The sequence below is a fragment of the Bacillus sp. RC51 genome (assembly GCF_044908115.1).
Taxonomy (GTDB): Bacteria; Bacillota; Bacilli; order Bacillales; family Bacillaceae_G; genus Bacillus_A; species Bacillus_A mycoides.
In genome coordinates this window covers 349,290-368,093 of the sequence record NZ_JBIYCW010000003.1, presented here as the reverse complement: position 1 = coordinate 368,093, position 18,804 = coordinate 349,290, and the positions used below count along the sequence as shown (strand labels likewise).

At 37.2% G+C, this 18,804-nt stretch carries 21 protein-coding genes and 1 rRNA gene; 10 read left to right on the top strand and 12 right to left on the bottom strand.

Going from position 1 to position 18,804, the window contains the following annotated elements; all coding sequences use genetic code 11:
- Positions 1-70, bottom strand: a 16S ribosomal RNA gene (locus ABH959_RS10340); the annotation flags it as partial.
- 555 nt (positions 71-625) lie between these two features.
- Between ABH959_RS10340 and ABH959_RS10335 the strand changes: the two genes are divergently transcribed.
- Both ABH959_RS10335 and ABH959_RS10330 read left to right on the top strand, forming a co-directional pair.
- On the top strand, positions 626-1,306 hold the full coding sequence (locus tag ABH959_RS10335) for an MgtC/SapB family protein (RefSeq protein ID WP_002067957.1): 681 nt from the start codon (positions 626-628) through the stop codon (positions 1,304-1,306).
- Between the two features lie 374 nt (positions 1,307-1,680).
- Positions 1,681-2,676 (top strand): potassium channel family protein, encoded by a 996-nt coding sequence (locus tag ABH959_RS10330; RefSeq protein ID WP_002191049.1) that lies wholly within the window; start codon positions 1,681-1,683, stop codon positions 2,674-2,676.
- Here the strand turns inward: ABH959_RS10330 and ABH959_RS10325 are convergent.
- A complete protein-coding gene (locus ABH959_RS10325) occupies positions 2,663-3,076 on the bottom strand; it encodes a YugN-like family protein (protein ID WP_016093472.1) in 414 nt (137 codons plus the stop codon). The genes ABH959_RS10330 and ABH959_RS10325 overlap by 14 nt on opposite strands.
- A 108-nt stretch (positions 3,077-3,184) precedes the next feature.
- Entirely contained in the window at positions 3,185-4,537 is a 1,353-nt protein-coding gene (locus ABH959_RS10320) for a glucose-6-phosphate isomerase (protein WP_002015845.1), read from the bottom strand.
- Positions 4,538-4,820: 283 nt separating this feature from the next.
- On the opposite strand from ABH959_RS10320, the gene ABH959_RS10315 reads away from it, so the two are divergent.
- Complete coding sequence (locus ABH959_RS10315; protein WP_002089278.1) at positions 4,821-5,054, top strand: DUF378 domain-containing protein; 234 nt, start codon at positions 4,821-4,823, stop codon at positions 5,052-5,054.
- Positions 5,055-5,166: 112 nt separating this feature from the next.
- Here the strand turns inward: ABH959_RS10315 and yugI are convergent, their stop codons facing one another.
- From yugI to ABH959_RS10300, 3 genes are all read right to left on the bottom strand, one after another.
- Positions 5,167-5,511, bottom strand: coding sequence for a S1 domain-containing post-transcriptional regulator GSP13 (yugI, locus tag ABH959_RS10310; RefSeq protein WP_002015848.1), 345 nt, complete (start codon positions 5,509-5,511; stop codon positions 5,167-5,169).
- A gap of 253 nt (positions 5,512-5,764) precedes the next feature.
- Positions 5,765-6,955, bottom strand: a complete 1,191-nt coding sequence (locus tag ABH959_RS10305) for an aminotransferase (RefSeq protein WP_404492545.1) — start codon at positions 6,953-6,955, stop codon at positions 5,765-5,767.
- Entirely contained in the window at positions 6,952-7,449 is a 498-nt protein-coding gene (locus ABH959_RS10300; protein ID WP_113938635.1) for an Lrp/AsnC family transcriptional regulator, read from the bottom strand. Before ABH959_RS10300 ends, ABH959_RS10305 begins: the two co-directional genes overlap by 4 nt.
- 265 nt (positions 7,450-7,714) lie before the next feature.
- Here ABH959_RS10300 and ABH959_RS10295 point away from each other — a divergent pair, with 265 nt between their 5' ends.
- Complete coding sequence (locus ABH959_RS10295) at positions 7,715-8,707, top strand: 2-hydroxyacid dehydrogenase (protein ID WP_404492544.1); 993 nt, start codon at positions 7,715-7,717, stop codon at positions 8,705-8,707.
- Between the two features lie 110 nt (positions 8,708-8,817).
- Complete coding sequence (locus tag ABH959_RS10290) at positions 8,818-9,657, top strand: alpha/beta fold hydrolase (protein WP_404441847.1); 840 nt, start codon at positions 8,818-8,820, stop codon at positions 9,655-9,657.
- Between the two features lie 178 nt (positions 9,658-9,835).
- Here ABH959_RS10290 and ABH959_RS10285 read toward each other — a convergent pair whose 3' ends face one another.
- Positions 9,836-10,087: a YugE family protein gene (locus ABH959_RS10285; protein ID WP_002015854.1), complete on the bottom strand. Its 252-nt coding sequence runs from the start codon at positions 10,085-10,087 to the stop codon at positions 9,836-9,838.
- Between the two features lie 117 nt (positions 10,088-10,204).
- Between ABH959_RS10285 and ABH959_RS10280 the strand changes: the two genes are divergently transcribed.
- A complete protein-coding gene (locus tag ABH959_RS10280; RefSeq protein ID WP_404492543.1) occupies positions 10,205-11,356 on the top strand; it encodes a MalY/PatB family protein in 1,152 nt (383 codons plus the stop codon).
- A gap of 118 nt (positions 11,357-11,474) precedes the next feature.
- Here ABH959_RS10280 and ABH959_RS10275 read toward each other — a convergent pair whose 3' ends face one another.
- Positions 11,475-12,014, bottom strand: coding sequence for a superoxide dismutase family protein (locus ABH959_RS10275; protein WP_242311064.1), 540 nt, complete (start codon positions 12,012-12,014; stop codon positions 11,475-11,477).
- Positions 12,015-12,082: 68 nt separating this feature from the next.
- Positions 12,083-12,259 carry a hypothetical protein gene (locus ABH959_RS10270; RefSeq protein ID WP_000982764.1) on the bottom strand — a complete coding sequence of 59 codons (177 nt, stop codon included), beginning with the start codon at positions 12,257-12,259 and terminating at the stop codon, positions 12,083-12,085.
- Positions 12,260-12,430: 171 nt separating this feature from the next.
- Here ABH959_RS10270 and kapB point away from each other — a divergent pair, with 171 nt between their 5' ends.
- Entirely contained in the window at positions 12,431-12,814 is a 384-nt protein-coding gene (kapB, locus tag ABH959_RS10265) for a kinase-associated lipoprotein KapB (RefSeq protein WP_001209324.1), read from the top strand.
- Between the two features lie 40 nt (positions 12,815-12,854).
- Here kapB and kapD read toward each other — a convergent pair whose 3' ends face one another.
- On the bottom strand, positions 12,855-13,478 hold the full coding sequence (gene kapD, locus ABH959_RS10260; RefSeq protein WP_002034559.1) for a 3'-5' exonuclease KapD: 624 nt from the start codon (positions 13,476-13,478) through the stop codon (positions 12,855-12,857).
- 290 nt (positions 13,479-13,768) lie between these two features.
- Here kapD and ABH959_RS10255 point away from each other — a divergent pair, with 290 nt between their 5' ends.
- Positions 13,769-15,094, top strand: a complete 1,326-nt coding sequence (locus tag ABH959_RS10255) for an ArsB/NhaD family transporter (RefSeq protein WP_002139350.1) — start codon at positions 13,769-13,771, stop codon at positions 15,092-15,094.
- Between the two features lie 103 nt (positions 15,095-15,197).
- On the opposite strand, the gene ABH959_RS10250 is transcribed toward ABH959_RS10255, so the two are convergent.
- Positions 15,198-15,665, bottom strand: a complete 468-nt coding sequence (locus ABH959_RS10250; protein WP_002067940.1) for a hypothetical protein — start codon at positions 15,663-15,665, stop codon at positions 15,198-15,200.
- Between the two features lie 118 nt (positions 15,666-15,783).
- On the opposite strand from ABH959_RS10250, the gene ABH959_RS10245 reads away from it, so the two are divergent.
- Positions 15,784-16,497 carry a DNA alkylation repair protein gene (locus ABH959_RS10245; protein ID WP_016093480.1) on the top strand — a complete coding sequence of 238 codons (714 nt, stop codon included), beginning with the start codon at positions 15,784-15,786 and terminating at the stop codon, positions 16,495-16,497.
- Positions 16,498-16,842: 345 nt separating this feature from the next.
- Entirely contained in the window at positions 16,843-18,219 is a 1,377-nt protein-coding gene (locus ABH959_RS10240) for a glycine--tRNA ligase (RefSeq protein ID WP_404492542.1), read from the top strand.
- Between the two features lie 175 nt (positions 18,220-18,394).
- Here ABH959_RS10240 and ABH959_RS10235 read toward each other — a convergent pair whose 3' ends face one another.
- On the bottom strand, positions 18,395-18,778 hold the full coding sequence (locus ABH959_RS10235) for a hotdog fold thioesterase (protein WP_016093481.1): 384 nt from the start codon (positions 18,776-18,778) through the stop codon (positions 18,395-18,397).
- Positions 18,779-18,804: the final 26 nt, after the last annotated feature.

The following is an 18,804-nucleotide window of genomic DNA, read 5'->3' as shown; positions in this document are numbered from 1 at the left end:
TTCGCTCGACTTGCATGTATTAGGCACGCCGCCAGCGTTCATCCTGAGCCAGGATCAAACTCTCCAATAAAGTTAGTTTGTCTAGCATCTAAAAATAAAAATTGACGTTCACGTTGTTTGTTTCGTTCAGTTTTCAAAGAACTACTTAGTCGCTCATTTGCGACTTCCTTATGTTAACATCTTCATTTTTCGATGTCAACTAAGTTTTTCAATTTCTTTTTTGTCGTTTTCTGCGTTTCCGCATCAGCGACGGTTATTAATATATCATGTAGAAAAATGAAATGCAACACCTTTTGAAAACTTTTTTGAAACCAACTACATTTCTTTTTTAATATCATATACTTAAACGAAACATCTCTTTCATTTCTAAGTAATTCCTACATATATTCTATAGAAAGTCCCTCTGTCACAAAACGTTTCTTTCTATATAAAGTGAAACTTTAATCAGTGTGGGGGGTGTTCATCCCCCACACTGATTATTAGCCTTCACCAATCGGGCATTTACGGGCAGTCGTCTCCCACCTAACTTTCTCGCATTCGGCGAATTTTGAGGCGGGGCTTACTGCCCGCAAATAGCGGGATAAACGTTTTATTCATATACTATATCATACAAGGAGGAATATACATGGACTACACCGACTTATTAATAAAACTAGGTCTCTCGGCTATTTTAGGATTCGCTATCGGTTTAGAGCGCGAATTAAAACGTAAACCACTCGGCTTAAAAACTTGTTTAGTTATTTCTATTATTAGTTGCCTCCTAACCATTGTTTCTATTAAAGCAGCTTACAACTTACCACATACCGATCATATGAATATGGATCCACTTCGACTTGCCGCTCAAATTGTATCAGGAATTGGTTTTTTAGGTGCCGGTGTAATTTTACGCAGAGGAAACGATAGTATTGCGGGATTAACGACCGCCGCTATGATTTGGGGTGCTTCTGGCATCGGCATTGCCGTTGGAGCTGGTTTCTATATCGAGGCTATTTTCGGAATGTGTTTCCTTATGATTAGTGTAGAACTTATACCATTAGCGATGAAATACGTCGGTCCTAGATCATTTCGCCAACGTGATATCGCAGTGAAACTCGTTGTACGAAATATGGACAATATCCCGACCGTAATTGAAGAAATAAAAGAAATGGATATAAAAGTTAAGAACATGAAGCTCAAGACATTGGAAAATGGTTCGCACTATTTACATTTGAAATTGTCTATCGATCAAAAAAGACATACCGCTGATGTTTATTATGCTCTTCAGCATCTTGAAAGTGTTCAACAAACCGAAGTGGAGAGTATGTAACATAAAGAAAAACGTTACTACCCAGCCATACCTTTCATTTAGAAGTTAGATAAGGAGTATTACTCCCGCGAGAATACGTACCTTATTACCTATAGAAAGTTATTTTCATTTTTCAGCATATAGATTACTGCCATGGAGATAAAATGGTCCTCTACCTTTCTTTGTTTTAAAACTTCGCGCATGGCAGGAAAAGACACTGACCGATCCTATACATAACCAGTCCCTCTCGGTCATTTTTAAAAATGCTTTTCTGGCGTTTTTTCATAGAGTGACTGAGTAGTTAAAGAAAAACTCTCTTTTTAATTAGAGAGTTTTTCTTTTTTCTATAATGGTAACAATGAATGTAGTCTTGAAAAGTAAGGAGGAATAGGAACTTGAAATCCCGTCCGAATTTAGTAGATACATTTCGCGATTCCATTATTTTTCGTTTAATTTGTTTTATTATTGTACTTACTGCCTTCTCCGGCTTTCTTATACATATATTAGAGCCATCTCACTTCACCACATGGTTCGACGGGGTTTGGTGGTCAATCGTTACCATTTTCACCGTTGGATACGGCGATTTCGCCCCCCATACAACGATAGGAAAACTTATTGGTATATGTATTATTTTATTAGGGACGGGATTTTGTTCTTATTATATGGTTCTATTCGCTACCGACATGATTAATAAACAATATATGAGAATTAAAGGTGAAGCAGCTGCTACCTCTAATGGTCATATGATTATCGTTGGCTGGAATGAGCGTGCAAAACATGTTGTAAAACAAATGCACATATTACAACCGAACCTTGATATCGTTTTAATTGATGAAACACTTTCTTTACTTCCAAAGCCATTTCATCATTTAGAATTTATAAAAGGTTGTCCGCATCACGATCAAACTTTATTAAAAGCTAACATTACAACAGCTCACACTATATTAATAACAGCGGATAAAGAGAAGAACGAAAGCTTAGCAGATACACAGTCCATTTTAAATATTTTAACTGCAAAAGGACTTAATCCAAACATTCACTGCATCGCTGAACTTCTTACTTCTGAACAAATCCAAAATGCAACGAGAGCTGGCGTATCAGAAATTATAGAAGGAAATAAATTAACGAGCTATGTATTTACCGCTTCTCTTTTATTCCCTTCCATTTCAGGTGTACTATTCTCACTTTACGATGAAATCTCTGATAACAAATTACAACTGATGGAGATTCCCCCGTCCTGCACCGGACAATCCTTTGCAAATTGTAGCTATACTCTTTTAAAGCAAAACATTCTCTTACTAGGTGTAAAGCGCGACGAACAATATATGATCAATCCAGTTCATTCTTTCATTCTCATCGAAAGCGACATACTCATCGTTATTCACCATTAAAAAAATGATTTTCTAGTTCTTGTACCAATACTTTACCAATATTGATATATTTTCTTTTCACATCTCCATCTGGATCTTGTGGCTCCGCAAATTGATCCAATCCACTCGTTCCAGCTGTTAAAGCATTAACATTATCATCTAGTTCGTCTTGATATACGTGCGAAAGAATATACGGTGTTTCAAGACGGACTATTACACCAGGCACATCTAGTTCCCCATCCACCGCTGTAAATGGTACACGTAAAAATTGATACCCTTCTTCTTCGTCGATTTTATAATCAAAGCATCCTTTATCATAATCCCAATTGCCGCCAATACTATATCCAAGTGGTTTCATAACCTCTTCTAACTTATATAACGCATATGTACATCCTTCTAATTTTGATTGAATCGGAATCAAGCCCATCCCTCCTAGACTTTTCCTTTAGCATACCCATTCTAGTTTGAATATACCGATGTACCTTTCAATAAAATAATAAAAAGCGACCGGAGACCCGATCGCTTTTCATTATTTTAAACGCTCTTCTAATTCTGCTTTTAATTCTTCAAATCCTGGTTTACCAAGTAAAGCAAACATGTTTTTCTTGTATGCTTCTACTCCTGGTTGGTCAAATGGATTTACGCCTAATAGGTAGCCGCTCATCGCACATGCTTTTTCGAAGAAGTATACAAGGTAACCGAATGTGTACTCATTTAATTCAGGGATGTTTACGATTAAGTTTGGTACTCCGCCATCGCTATGTGCAAGTAATGTACCTTCGTATGCTTTTGTGTTTACGAAGTCTATCGTTTCACCAGCAAGGTAGTTTAATCCATCTAAATCGTTGTCGTCTAATTCGATTTTTAGTTCGTGTGTAGATTTACCTACTTTAAGAACTGTTTCGAATAGGTCACGACGACCTTCTTGAATGTATTGACCTAATGAGTGTAAGTCAGTTGAGAAGTTTGCTGAAGATGGGAAAATACCTTTTTGATCTTTTCCTTCACTTTCACCAAATAACTGTTTCCACCACTCAGAGAAGTAGTGAAGTGCTGGCTCATAGTTAACAAGCATTTCAATTGTTTTCCCTTTATTATATAGAGCATTACGAACTACTGCGTATTGGTAAGCTGGGTTTTCTTCAAGTTCTGATTTCGCGAAATCATTATGACCAGCAGCTGCACCTTTCATCATCTCTTCAATGTTTAGGCCACTTACAGCGATTGGCAATAAACCTACTGGTGTTAATACAGAGAAACGACCGCCAACATCATCTGGAATAACGAACGTTTCGTAGCCTTCATTATCAGATAATGTTTTTAAAGCACCGCGCGCTTTATCTGTAGTCGCATAAATACGTTTGCGTGCTTCTTCTTTTCCATACTTTTCTTCTAATAATTTACGGAAAATACGGAATGCGATTGCAGGCTCTGTTGTTGTACCTGATTTGGAAATAACGTTAATAGAAAAGTCTTTACCTTCTAGTACGTCCATTAAATCTTTCATGTAAGTGGAGCTAATGTTTTGTCCAACAAATAGCACTTGTGGAGTTTTACGTTGTTCTTTAGAAAGCGTGTTATAGAAAGAATGGTTTAACATTTCAATTGCTGCGCGTGCTCCTAGGTAAGAACCACCAATACCTACAACAAGTAAAATGTCAGAGTCATTTTTAATTTTTTCTGCGCATTTTTGAATGCGAGCGAATTCTTCTTTGTCATATTGAAGCGGAAGCTCTACCCACCCAAGGAAATCGTTCCCAGCTCCAGTTTTTTCGTGGATTGCATGATGTGTTACTTTTACTGCATCACGTAAATAAGTTAGTTCATTTTCACCGATGAAGGATAACGCTTTAGAATAGTCGAACGTTACATGTGTACTCATCTTTTTCCCTCCAATTATGTATATGTATTTCTGTATTCACTTTAGCGAAACTAAAGTTGTAAATCAAGCGATTCAACAATTGTAAACGTAACCATTATTTATTTTTTAGAAAAAGTTCATTTTTTGCATAAAAATTCGAATTTTTCGGTATAGATGTATATACATCGTTTTTCGTACATTTTTCATGTATAAAAACAACAAAACTATACCATTCTATAAAGGAGTTAAATTTTCTTATTAACTCCTTGCTTGCTCACGCTTCACATTAAGGGGGGGACTTTTCATGAGTACCTTGCAACGTATCGCATTAGTCTTCACTGTAATCGGCGCTGTTAACTGGGGACTGATCGGGTTCTTCCAGTTTGACTTAGTAGCGGCTATTTTCGGGGGACAGAAATCAGCTCTTGCACGTATTATTTACGGCATCGTTGGTATTTCTGGGCTTATCAATCTCGGCTTACTATTTAAACCATCCGAGAATCTTGGTACTCACCCAGAAACACATGAAATTCAATAGTCAGTATGTCTTTTTCGCCTCCGACATACGAATATGATTGCATGCAATCATATTTGCAAATATATATATCATAAGTCACAGTAAAAGAGGAACGCTCATATGCGTTCCTCTTTTACTTTATTACCTCCGACTCTTCAATCCATTCCGCTAGCTTTTCTCGCAGTGTATTAAATCCGTTCTCTGATGGATTCGGTATAAGAATTCGTCCTTGCTTTCTTTTCGCCGCTTTTAACGATAAACTCATTTTTCTGTGTTCTTCATCAATTGAAAGTACTTTTACTTCTACTGTATCTCCGACCTTTAAAAAGTCATGAATGTCTTTTACATACCCATTTGTGATTTCAGATATATGCACAAGTCCTTGTGTTTCTGCATCCAAAGCTACAAATGCACCGTAATCTTGAATTCCAGTTACTTTCCCTGTTACAACCACTCCCGTTGTATATTGTTCTGACATGTGAAACACTCCCATACGTTTACCATTTTCTCTACAATTGTAAATAGCAAAGCAGATGTATTTATTGTTAAATATCCGATTAGTGAGTAAGTATCCTAAGTAAAACACCGAGGATACTCCCACCTTATATTAGTAAATTATACCACTTTGATAGAACTCATTCAAAATTCACGAAAAAATTTCCTGTAATACGTATAATTCTCCAATATTAGGATAGAATACTAACACATGGCTTTCTAGTATTCCCCCCCTTTTATGGACAAAACGTATTGTGTTTTGTCCTTTTTTTATTCTCTATGAACCGTTCCATTCTCTTCATTGCTTCCATAAGTTGCTCAAGCGATGTTGCATATGAACAACGAATAAATCCTTCACCACTCCTGCCAAACACATTTCCAGGAACAACAGCCACTTTTTCTTCTAATAATAATTGTTCTGCAAATTCTGTTGAGGATAGTCCGGTTGAAGCTATAGAAGGGAAAACATAAAATGCCCCGCCTGGCACATGACATGTTAAGCCCATTTCATTGAAAGATGTCGTCATAAAGTTACGACGTTTTTTATAGCTATCTCTCATTCGAATTACTTCATCATTCCCTCCGCGTAATGCTTCAAGCGCTGCAAATTGAGACATCGTCGGTGCACACATCATTGAATACTGGTGGATTTTGAGCATTAATTCTGAAAATTGAACAGGGGCTGCAATCATCCCAAGACGCCATCCTGTCATCGCAAATCCTTTTGAAAATCCTGAAATTAAAATCGTATGCTCGCGCATATTTTTAATACTCGCGAAACTTGTATATACTTCGTCGTATACGAGCTCTGCATAGATTTCATCAGATAATACGATTAAATTGTACTTCTCAACAATCACTGCTATTTCTTCAAGCTCGGGTTTGTTTAACATTGCACCTGTTGGATTATTTGGTGAACAAAGCAAAATTGCCTTTGTTTTCGCTGTAATAGCTGCTTCAATTTGTTCTGGTTGTACTTTAAACTCGTTTTCTAAAGTCGTTGCCACAGGAACCGGAACTCCTCCAGCTAATATCACAAGCGGTGCATAAGAAACGAAACTTGGTTCAATAATGAGTACTTCATCATCAGGATTTATAATGGCACGCATCGCTACATCTAACGCCTGACTCGCTCCAACTGTAACGATGATTTCATCGTTTGGATCATAAGATACTGCAAATTGTTTTTCTAGATACTTTGCTATTTCTTGACGGAGCTCCAATAATCCTGCATTTGCTGTATATGACGTATATCCTTGTTCTAAAGAACGAATACATGCCTGCCTTACATTCCAAGGTGTAACAAAGTCAGGCTCTCCTACTCCAAGAGAAATAACACCTTTCATATTTGCTGCTAAATCGAAAAACTTTCGAATACCAGATGGTTGTAAAGATTCTGCCGTTCTAGATAGTTCAAATTGCTTCATGGTGTCACCACAATGCGCTTATCATCATCGTTTTTTTCGTAAATAATTCCCTCATGTTTATACTTCTTCAAAATGAAATGCGTTGTTGTAGAAACGACAGATTCAATTGTTGCTAATTTCTCAGAAACAAACATCGCTACTTCTCCCATCGTCTTTCCTTCTAATGTAATAGAAAGATCGTATGTCCCTGACATTAAATACGCAGATTTCACTTCTGAATAACGATAAATTTGTTCAGCTACTGCATCAAAACCGACACCACGCTTCGGTGTAACTTTCACATCAATCATCGCCGTTAAACCAGTATGTTCTTTCACTTTTGTCCAATCGATATGTGTTACATAGTCCACGATAATCTTTTCACTTTCTAATTTCGTAACCATTTTTTTCGCTTCTTCTACTTCTATATTTAACAACTTCGCTAATGTATCTACAGATAAACGACTATTCTTTTCAAGACAAGCTAATAATTCCAATTCTTTCTCTGTCACCATATAAATCATCCTTCCTTTTCTGTTGTGTCTAAATTATACAAATACCCTTTCCAGTTTGAAAAGAAGATTTTTTTAGAGAATTATGTCAAAATAAAGTGAAACTTTAATCCATGGAAAGGTTCACCCCATGGATTATTAGTTGAACCAATCGGGCTTTTACGAGCAGTTGATCTCCCACCTCACTTCTTTGCCTCAACCGTCTTTTTAGGTGGGAGTCTTACTGCTCGTTAATGCGGGGTAAAGTGAAGCTTTAATCAGCGGAAAAATGCGTGATAAAGCGAAAGGGGATGGAACCGTGAAACCAAAAGTATATATTGCCGAACCAGTTCCAACATTTGTAGAAAACTATTTATCAGAACACTGTGATTTCGAAAAATGGGATCAAGATGAGAAGGTACCTCGTGATGTTCTATTAGAGAAAATACAAGATAAAGATGGTTTATTAAATTTTGGATTTGCTATTAATGAAGAATTATTAGAAGCGGCTCCTAACTTAAAAGTAGTAAGCAACATTTCTGTCGGTTACGATAATTTTGATTTACAAGCGATGGAAAAGCGAAATGTCATCGGAACGAATACACCATACGTACTAGATGATACAGTAGCCGACCTTGTTTTCGCTCTTATGTTATCTGCCGGTCGCCGTGTTTGTGAACTCGACTCCTACGTGAAAAATGGTGAATGGAACGCTGAAATTGGAAAAGAACACTTCGGACTAGATGTACACCATAGTACAATCGGTATTATCGGAATGGGACGCATTGGTGAAGCTATCGCAAAACGAGCGAAATTCGGATTTGATATGAATGTTCTTTATTATAACCGTCGCCGTAAAGAAGAAGCAGAGCAAAAATTTGATGCTACATATTGTGATTTACAGACGCTACTAAAACAATCTGACTTTATTGTCCTTCTTACTCCACTAACAGATGAAACATATCATCTTATTGGAGAAAAGGAATTTTCATTAATGAAAGAAACTGCAATCTTCATTAATGCTTCTCGCGGAAAAACAGTAGATGAAGAAGCGTTAATCCATGCATTAACAGAAAAGAAAATCTTCGCAGCGGGCATCGATACTTTTACACAAGAGCCGATTCAAAAAGATAATCCGCTCTTATCATTACAAAATGTTGTGACTTTACCGCACATTGGGTCTGCAACATTAAAAACTAGGCAGCAAATGGCAATGACAGCTGCTGAAAATTTAGTTGCAGGGTTACAAGGAGAAACACCGCCTAATATTGTTCGCAGATAATAATGAATAAACGAAAGGCAAGATGACGATGTCATCTTGCCTTTTTTTGTTAACATATTTTGTTTCTTGCGGGGAGATGATATGAACAAAAATCAATGGAGTGACAAAAAATGAACCATGAATGCAAATGCCCTTACTTCACTTTTTCCACTCGCGGGACTACTATTCATTACGAATTGTATGAACATAATACTAAAAAAGAACGACCTACTTTCGTACTCGTTCACGGCTTCCTCTCTTCCTCATTTAGCTATCGACGACTCATTCCTTTACTAACAAAGGAAGGTACAGTAATTGCCCTTGATTTACCACCATTCGGAAAAAGTGATAAATCTCATCTCTTTAAATATTCTTATCACAATTTAGCAGCTATTATTATCGATTTAATCGAACATTTATCTCTTTCGAATATTGTATTAGTTGGCCATTCTATGGGCGGACAAATTTCACTCTTTGTAAACCGTTTACGCCCTGAATTAATTTCAAAGACGATTTTACTATGTAGCTCTAGTTATTTAGCACGCGCAAACTTACCTTTACTGTACTCCTCTTATTTACCATTCTTCCACTTATACGTGAAGAACTGGATTATTCGAAGGGGCATCGTCCATAACTTAATGAATGTCGTTCATGACCATTCATTAATTGACAATGAAATGATGGAAGGCTACGCTGCTCCTTTTTATGATGATCGTATATTCCCTGCTTTAACTCGAATGATAAGAGACCGTGAAGGTGACTTATCTTCAACTGAATTACAAAAAATCGAAACCCCAGTATTACTCATTTGGGGTGAAAAAGATCGCGTCGTCCCTGTACATGTAGGACACCGTCTCCATAAGGACCTACCTAATTCAACTTTCATTTCTTACGAAAATACAGGGCACTTACTACCTGAAGAAAAGCCCGATCATGTTTATGAAGAAATTATTACGTTTGCGGCGCAATAAAGTGAGGCTTTAATCCGTGGGGGTTTTTACGGGCAGTTTGATTTCTCGCCTAACCTCTTTGCTTCAACCGAATTTTGAGGCTGGAGTCTTACTGCCCGCAAATAGCGGAATAAAGTGAAGCTTTAATCCATCCGCACAAATGAAAATAAACAAAAAGGCTGTCGTAAATTCCGACAGCCTATAATGAACAACTTCCGCCTTCTTTTAGTACGAGTAACTCTACTGCTAATTTTTCGCATTTTTCAAGTGCAGGTACTTCTTCAAAAGACATAAAGTATATATGTTGAATCTTCTTTGCGATGTATTTCGGATCATCAAACACACTTACGACGTTTACAACATCGCTCGCTTCTGTTTCATAAAACTCCGGTCCCATTTGAAACGGATCCCAATTTTTCACAACCTCAATCATTTTGTCATATGCACCCATCTGCTTCCCGCCTTTTCACTTTTTAATGCTTTTCTTTATCGTATCACATCAGCTATTCTATAAGAAGAGTGAGAATTTTCATAACTTAACAGTTTGACAGAAGAAAGGAGCAAACATATGCAACTATTTCATAAAACGGTAAATCGTCGCGGAACGCATAGTACAAAATGGGATACATATAAAAATGAAGAGCTCATCCACGCTTGGATTGCCGATATGGATTTTGAAGTACCAAAACCAATTCAAACTGCATTACAAAAACGCACAGAACATCCTATTTTCGGCTATACACTTCCTCCTGAAAATATTGGGAATATCATTTGTAATTGGACGAAAAGCCAATACAATTGGGAAATACAAAAAGAATGGATTGTATTTAGCGCAGGTATCGTCCCAGCTCTTAGTACGAGCATACAAGCTATAACGAAAGAAGGAGAAGCCGTACTCGTACAACCTCCTATTTATCCACCATTTTTTGAAATGGTCAAAACAAATAATAGACAATTATGTGAGAGTCCCTTGTTTAAACAAAATGGCATATATAAGATAGACTTCGAGCATCTAGAAACTCAATTTAAACAAGGTGTAAAACTAATGCTTCTTTGCAGCCCTCACAATCCTATCGGGCGCGTTTGGACGAAAGAGGAGCTAACAAAACTCGGTACGTTATGTACGCAATATAATGTAACCGTTGTCGCGGATGAAATTCATGCCGATATTATTTATAGAGGCCATACTCATACACCGTTTGCTTCTTTATCTGAAGAATTAGCAGCACGCACTATTACTTGTATGGCTCCGAGCAAAACATTTAATATCGCTGGATTACAAGCATCGATCATTATTATTCCGAATGAAAATCTCCGTAATGCGTTTATGTCTATCCAATATAGACAAGGATTCCACGGATTAAATACATTTGCTTATACAGCAATGCAAAGTGCCTATACAGAATGTAATGATTGGCTAAATGAAATTCGATTGTACGTTGAAGATAACGCTCAATTTGCTTGTAAGTATATTCAAAATCACATACCAGCTCTTTCTGTAATTAAACCAGAAGGCAGTTTTTTACTGTGGATTGATTGTTCCTACTTGGATCTTTCTCAAGATGAACGAACAGCATTGCTTGAAGAGAAAGGTAAAATCATCGTTGAGCCTGGTGAGAAATACGGAATGGGCGGGGAAGCCTATATCCGAATTAACATTGGCTGTCCTAGATCTGTTTTAGAAGAAATTTTAAACAGACTACACCATACATTCTCATAACAAAAAAGGAGGCTATCCCAAAATGATTTTGGGATAGCCTCCTTTTTTTCGATAAATCGATATAATTCCACTTACTATCATGCGGTTTTACAACAAAATCTACCATTCAAGGTAGCTTCTATTTTTTCTTCATATCCGACACTTTTTTTACGATAACACCGCAAGCAATTCGGCCACCAGATTTACCCGTTGGTTGTGTCATACCATCATCAGCGTTTTCTGTAATAATAATAGACGCTCCATCTTTTCTATGAATCGTCGTTTTTCCTTCTTCAAGCGTTATATGCGGAGCATCGATTTCTGCTTTAATCTTTCCCGAACCGTCTGCAACTACGTTCGGTAAATCACCATTTTCTGCGCCCTTCGGATTGAGGAGTCCGTGCTTTTTATTATCCGGATTAAAATGATTCCCAGATGATTCGAAACGTGGCGCTTTACATTCTCCGATTTCATGCACATGTATCCCGTGTGGTCCTGGTGTAAAGCCTTCCGCTTTAATCTTAATTTTCACTCCACTTGTTTGCTGAACTACTTTTGCAGTCCCAACTTCATCACCTGAAGCATTATGTAATTTCACATCAATTTCTTTCGGCTTCCCTTGGTCACAACCCGCCATTAGAAATAATAAACAACAACTGAAAAAAAGCCGTCTTTTCATTCAATTCCCTCCAAAATGCTTTCTGCCCTTAGATTGTCCGAGCATAGAGGGAAACATACAAAAATGAATTACCGTTTCTTTTCAGCTAAAAGCTTTTCTTCTACTTTCTGTAATCGCTCTGCTTCTCGTTTTGATACACGAATAAACATACGCCACGTAGCAACCGCACCGATGATAAATAGAACGCAAACAATACCTGGAATAATATACTCCGTTTTATCTTCAGGAAAATATAAAGGCATCATATGAAACACTCCTTATCGGGGAATTTATAGTAAGAATAAACATCAGAATTTTCTGTTTTATCACCTTAAATTATAATTGAAGCCTGTCATATTCTCAAGGACATTCAAAAATCAACTAATTTCTTTGACTCCTTCTTATACTTTCCTTACTATAAACTTGAGGTGAAAAATATGAGAGAAACATTTGAAATTGGTGAAATCGTTACTGGTATTTATAAAACTGGAAAATACATCGGCGAAATTACAAATAGCCGTCCTGGCAGTTACGTCGTAAAAGTGTTAGCTGTTTTAAAACATCCCGTGCAAGGTGACTTACATAACGTAAAACAAGCTGACGTACCATTTTTCCATGAAAGACGTGCTTTAGCTTTTCGTGAACAGACGAACATTCCAGAGCAAATGGTGAAGAAATATGAAGGGGAAATTCCGGATTATACAGAGTCACTAAAATTAGCATTAGAAACTCAAATGAATTCATTTTCTGAAGATGATTCACCTTTTGCGGGGCGTAGTCTAGAAACACTTCAGCAATTGAAGCAAGATTACAAACTTTAAAAAACAAAACGACCAAATTACATATTTTGCAATTTGGTCGTTACTGTGTACTCACTTTCTTTAACACTTTCGAAAAATCAACAAGTTCCCCTAATGTCGGAGGTGCTGGTTTGACTAAATACTCTTTATCTTTTTCTACTAACTTAAAAATATTATATGTCGTCATCGCATCATCAAGCGCACAATGATGCTTTCCTGTTCCTGCTTTTCCATACGCCTCAATTGCTTTCCACAGCCCTGTTTGATTTCTCTCTCCAAAAAACTTCTTATACTCAAGCGATAAATCACGACACTGTCCAAAGAATGGAAATTCTACTCCCGCCATTTCACAGTTATGCTTTAAGACTTTCATATCCATATTTCCCCACGTTACAATTGTCGGTTTACCACTCTTCTCATATTCTGCAAGTTTCTCAACAAGTTCATGAAAAGAAATTCCTTTGTCCACTACTTCCTGTTTAATTCCTAAAAATTTTTTACATCGATCCGTTAAAGACGGAAATGTTTTCGGTCTAATATGCGATGAATACGTATCTTCCACCTTACAACCAACAACTGAAACGAGTCCGACCTCAATAATTTCTGGGAAAAAACCTTTTGGCTTTTTTCTATGCTGGGGCATCGTAAACTCAAAGTCTAAAAACAAAAATCGTTGTTCATCCATACGATCCCTTCCTTATCATATTTGTCATTCCTTTCTATTTGATACTCCTACACGAACAAGCTCGAATGCTGATTCGATTTTAAATATTCAGATTGGATGTATCTTATATATATGTCAGATGCCCACAAATATTTTTAAAAATAAGAAAAAATGACCTATGCAGAAAATATGACAAAATAAACCCTTTCATTTACATCCGCCATTTTTCTACTTTATAATGACGTTATGTGTGTTTCATCTAGTTAATTTTTTGACACACTAAGAAAAGTGAATGAAAGGAGATGAGAGTTTTGCACGAAACAACGCAAGAACTCGCAAACTGGCAGTATTATTTCGCTATCGCAGTCTTTTTAATTACATATGCCATTATTATTTCTGAAAAAATTAACCGTGCTGTCATCGCACTTCTTGGTGCAGCATTCATGGTAATTGCAGGGGTCGTTGACTTACACAATGCCTTTACGAAACATATTGAATGGGGAACAATTACATTACTCATCGGTATGATGATACTCGTAAACATTACAAGTAAGTCAGGTGTCTTCCAATACGTTGCCATTAAAGCCGCAAAAGGAGCACAAGGAAATCCAATTAAAATTTTAATTTCACTTTCCTTACTTACCGCGCTTGGCTCCGCATTTTTAGATAACGTTACAACAGTACTTCTTGTTGTTCCAGTTACTTTATCTATTACGCGCATCTTGCAAGTAAATCCTGTCCCATATTTACTTTCTGAAATTATTTTTTCAAATATCGGAGGAACAGCAACATTAATTGGTGATCCGCCAAATATTATGATTGGTTCTGCAAATAAGCATTTAGATTTCAATGCTTTCTTATTCAACTTAGCACCTATCGTAATCATCATTATTGCTGTTACGGCAACAATTCTTTACTTCATGTACCGTAAGCAATTAATTGCTGATCCTGTACAAATTAAAAAATTAATGAGCTTAGATGAAAAACAATACATTAAAGACCCAGTATTAATGAAGAAATCTTTAACAGTACTTGGCCTTACTATTTTAGGTTTCATGACTCATTCCATTTTCCATATTGATGCAGCTATCATCGCCTTAACTGGCGCTACTGTACTTATGCTAATCGGTGTGAAAGAGCATGAAATTGAAGAGGTATTCGCAAGTGTAGAGTGGGTAACAATCTTCTTCTTCGCGGGACTATTCGTACTCGTTGGAGGACTTATTGATATCGGGCTTATCAAAATGTTAGCTCAAAAAGTAATTGGAATAACAGGCGGAGATATTTCTCAGGCATCTATCCTTATTCTATGGGTATCTGGTATCGCCTCTGCAACAATCGATAACATTCCATTCGTTGCAACAATGATTCCACTTATTAACGATATGGCAGTTGGGCTAGGTTTATCACCTTCTGACGCACAAGTCGACGTACTATGGTGGGCATTAGCATTAGGTGCTTGCTTAGGTGGAAACGGAACATTAATCGGGGCTTCTGCTAACGTAATCGTAGCTGGTATCGCAAGTCGTGAAGGACATAAATTCAGCTACATGGAATTCCTTAAAGTCGGCTTCCCAATTATGATCGTTTCATTAATCATTTCTCATATTTACATTTACTTACGCTATCTTATGTAGTAGAAAAAAGCGCCCTGCTCAGCAGGGCGCTTTCGTTCTTTTTTCAGCATATCCGAATTATTATAGAACCAAATATATCGACCGCAGGGCAACTTTGATACGCCTACTCGTTATACCTAACCGGCTCATTCCGAATAATGAACAAATGAATCGGCAAGAAAACCGAAAATGTGATTGTATGAATGATCGTAAATAGTATGGAATTCGTTCCGTATCTATCCAAAATAGCGTAGATAAGATAAATAGACAGTACAAGTGATACAGCTGTTGCTAATATATATAGAATTGGTACGAAATTAAAGATGAAGCATCCAACATATATGCCAAATACTTTCCACCCTGCTTCTTCTTTCAAGAAATCTGGTAATTTATCTTTCGCTAAATCACCCCATATCTTACTATTTATAAACGGAATAAAAGCAAGAACACCATCAGTTGCACCATCATTTTTCGCCATCGTATAAAGTGCAAAAGCCGTTAACAAATACGAAATAATTGCCCAAATTATTATAACAAGAATAAACGTAAAACTAAGAGCAAAGAAACCTGCTAGTACGCCTTGTTCTTCCATCTTATCCTCTCCTCTCTCTTCTCAACATATTTCATTACAGTGCAAGTTATGTTTTAAAATTTAACCAAACTCTTTGTATAATAAGAAGAGAAAGATAATGAGAGAGGAGTACATACCTATGCATCCATTTGTAAAGGCATTACAAGAGCATTTTACAGCTCATCAAAATCCCGAAAAAGCAGAACCGATGACACGTTATATGAAAAATCACTTCCCGTTTCTCGGTATTCAAACTCCTGAGAGAAGACAGTTATTGAAAGACGTCATTCAAATACATACTCTCCCAGATAAAGAGGACTTCCAAATTATCGTGCGTGAACTTTGGGACTTACCAGAACGTGAATTTCAAGCTGCCGCACTCGATATCATGCAAAAATATAAAAAACACATAAACGAAACTCATATCCCATTTTTAGAAGAACTTATTGTCACAAAATCTTGGTGGGATTCTGTTGATAGCATCGTCCCTACATTTTTAGGTGCTATCTTTTTAAAACATCCAGAATTAATTTCTGCATATATTCCAAAGTGGATTGCATCAGAAAACATATGGTTACAACGTGCTGCTATTTTATTCCAGCTGAAATATAAACAAAAAATGGATGAAGAACTCCTTTTCTGGATTATCGGACAACTACATTCCTCAAAAGAATTTTTCATTCAAAAAGCAATCGGCTGGGTCCTTCGCGAATATGCAAAAACAAAACCAGATGTGGTATGGGAATACGTTCAAAACAACGAACTCGCTCCATTAAGTAAACGCGAAGCAATTAAGCACATTAAGCAAAATTACGGAATAAATAACGAAAAAATAGGCGAAACTCTATCCTAGATGGGCACGTTCCTCTATTGAGATTTAAAAAAGAACGTGTTAAAATATGTTCATTATTATTAATATAAGTAGCGATGACGGACTTATAAGTACTTGCATAAAAAGCGATTCAGGGATAGTGAAAGCCTGAAGCTGCGAGGAAACGGCAGTCTCGAGCAATACGTGATAAAGTGGATGCACATTTTGTGTATCAACTAGGGTGGAACCGCGGGCAAACGCTCGTCCCTAGGCGATTAAGCCTTGGGATGAGCGTTTTTTTATGTTTTTTAAAGCATATATTGCTCGTTTCCAAAGTACCCATCACGTCATCGCAAATACGTTAACTTTCAAAAGGAGGATTTTATTATGTATTCAATGGAACAAGTTGTAAACTTAGCGAAACATCGCGGTTTCGTTTTCCCTGGTTCTGAAATTTACGGTGGTCTTGCAAACACATGGGATTACGGTCCACTTGGAATCGAATTAAAAAATAACGTCAAAAAAGCTTGGTGGAAAAAATTCATTCAAGAATCTCCACACAACGTTGGTTTAGATGCTGCTATTTTAATGAACCCAAAAACTTGGATCGCTTCTGGTCACGTTGGTAACTTTAATGATCCAATGATCGACTGTAAAAAATGTAAAGCTCGTCACCGTGCTGACAAATTAATTGAAGATGCATTAGACGCAAAAGGTATCGAAATGGTCGTTGACGGTCTTACTTTCGACCAAATGGCTGACTTAATGAAAGAACATGAAGTAAAATGCCTAGATTGCGGTAGCCAAGAATTCACGGAAATCCGTCAGTTCAACTTAATGTTCAAAACATTCCAAGGTGTTACAGAGTCTAGCACAAACGAAATCTTCCTTCGTCCTGAAACAGCACAAGGTATTTTCGTAAACTTTAAAAACGTACAACGCTCTATGCGTAAGAAACTTCCATTCGGTATCGGCCAAATCGGTAAAAGTTTCCGTAACGAAATCACACCTGGTAACTTCACATTCCGTACACGTGAATTCGAACAAATGGAACTTGAATTCTTCTGTAAGCCTGGTGAAGATTTAGAGTGGTTCGCATTCTGGCGTGAAACTTGTAAAAACTGGTTACTTTCACTTGGTATGACTGAAGAAAGCATGCGTCTTCGTGACCACGGTGAAGACGAATTATCTCACTACAGTAACGCAACAACTGATATTGAATTTAGATTCCCATTCGGTTGGGGCGAACTATGGGGCGTTGCATCTCGTACAGACTTCGATTTAAAACGTCATATGGAACACTCTAACGAAGACTTTAACTATATCGATCCACAAACGAATGAGCGTTACGTGCCTTACTGCATCGAGCCATCTCTAGGTGCAGACCGTGTAACATTAGCATTCTTATGTGATGCATATGAAGAAGAGCAATTAGAAAACGATTCTCGTACAGTTCTTCGTTTCCACCCTGCTTTAGCACCATATAAAGCAGCTATCTTACCATTATCTAAAAAGCTATCTGAAGGTGCTACTGAAGTATTCGCAGAACTAGCTAAAGACTTCATGGTAGACTTTGATGAAACTGGTTCTATCGGTAAACGTTACCGTCGTCAAGACGAAATCGGTACTCCATTCTGTATCACATACGACTTCGACTCTGTTGAAGACAAAGCTGTTACAGTACGTGACCGTGACACAATGGAACAAGTTCGTATGCCAATTAGCGAACTAAAAGGTTTCTTAGAGAAGAAAATCCAGTTCTAATTATAAAGTGAAACTTTAATCAGTGGGGGTTTTGTTCATCCCCCACTGATTATTAGCCCTCACCAATCGGGCATTTACGGGCAGTTAATCTCCAACCTGAATTTTGAGGTGGGCGTTTTACTGCCCACAAATAGCGGGATAAAAAAAGAGGCTGCTCATCAGAGCTGCCTCTTTTCTATTTTTCACGTTTTTCTTTAATTGCTACTGTACATCTTGAAATACATAATAAGTCATCATTTTCATCAATGATACGAATATCCCACACCATCGTTGAATGACCTCTATGTATCGGTGTTCCAATCGCTGTTACAATTCCATCTTTCTTTGAACGAATATGATTTGCATTAATTTCTAATCCGAAACAAATACATTTTTCTTGATCAATTAAATTGTATGAACCAACACTTGCCACAGTTTCTGCTAATGCAACAGATGCACCACCGTGTAAAAATCCAAACGGCTGATGCGTGCGTTCATCAACAGGCATTGTAGCAACTACTTTATCCTCTGTCATTTCTAACAACTCAATTCCAAGCGAATCCATTAAAGTTTTTGACATATCGTTTTCAACCTCTCCCACTTTAG

Excerpts from the sequence above, each read along its gene's own strand:
- ABH959_RS10335 (WP_002067957.1), top strand. The coding sequence starts at position 626 with ATGGACTACACCGACTTATTAATAAAACTAGGTCTCTCGGCTATTTTA.
- ABH959_RS10320 (WP_002015845.1), bottom strand. The coding sequence starts at position 4,537 with ATGAGTACACATGTAACGTTCGACTATTCTAAAGCGTTATCCTTCATC.
- ABH959_RS10315 (WP_002089278.1), top strand. The coding sequence starts at position 4,821 with ATGAGTACCTTGCAACGTATCGCATTAGTCTTCACTGTAATCGGCGCT.
- yugI (WP_002015848.1), bottom strand. The coding sequence starts at position 5,511 with ATGTCAGAACAATATACAACGGGAGTGGTTGTAACAGGGAAAGTAACT.
- ABH959_RS10305 (WP_404492545.1), bottom strand. The coding sequence starts at position 6,955 with ATGAAGCAATTTGAACTATCTAGAACGGCAGAATCTTTACAACCATCT.
- ABH959_RS10300 (WP_113938635.1), bottom strand. The coding sequence starts at position 7,449 with ATGGTGACAGAGAAAGAATTGGAATTATTAGCTTGTCTTGAAAAGAAT.
- ABH959_RS10295 (WP_404492544.1), top strand. The coding sequence starts at position 7,715 with ATGCGTGATAAAGCGAAAGGGGATGGAACCGTGAAACCAAAAGTATAT.
- ABH959_RS10290 (WP_404441847.1), top strand. The coding sequence starts at position 8,818 with ATGAACCATGAATGCAAATGCCCTTACTTCACTTTTTCCACTCGCGGG.
- ABH959_RS10285 (WP_002015854.1), bottom strand. The coding sequence starts at position 10,087 with ATGGGTGCATATGACAAAATGATTGAGGTTGTGAAAAATTGGGATCCG.
- ABH959_RS10280 (WP_404492543.1), top strand. The coding sequence starts at position 10,205 with ATGCAACTATTTCATAAAACGGTAAATCGTCGCGGAACGCATAGTACA.
- ABH959_RS10275 (WP_242311064.1), bottom strand. The coding sequence starts at position 12,014 with ATGAAAAGACGGCTTTTTTTCAGTTGTTGTTTATTATTTCTAATGGCG.
- ABH959_RS10270 (WP_000982764.1), bottom strand. The coding sequence starts at position 12,259 with ATGATGCCTTTATATTTTCCTGAAGATAAAACGGAGTATATTATTCCA.
- kapB (WP_001209324.1), top strand. The coding sequence starts at position 12,431 with ATGAGAGAAACATTTGAAATTGGTGAAATCGTTACTGGTATTTATAAA.
- kapD (WP_002034559.1), bottom strand. The coding sequence starts at position 13,478 with ATGGATGAACAACGATTTTTGTTTTTAGACTTTGAGTTTACGATGCCC.
- ABH959_RS10250 (WP_002067940.1), bottom strand. The coding sequence starts at position 15,665 with ATGGAAGAACAAGGCGTACTAGCAGGTTTCTTTGCTCTTAGTTTTACG.
- ABH959_RS10245 (WP_016093480.1), top strand. The coding sequence starts at position 15,784 with ATGCATCCATTTGTAAAGGCATTACAAGAGCATTTTACAGCTCATCAA.
- ABH959_RS10240 (WP_404492542.1), top strand. The coding sequence starts at position 16,843 with ATGTATTCAATGGAACAAGTTGTAAACTTAGCGAAACATCGCGGTTTC.
- ABH959_RS10235 (WP_016093481.1), bottom strand. The coding sequence starts at position 18,778 with ATGTCAAAAACTTTAATGGATTCGCTTGGAATTGAGTTGTTAGAAATG.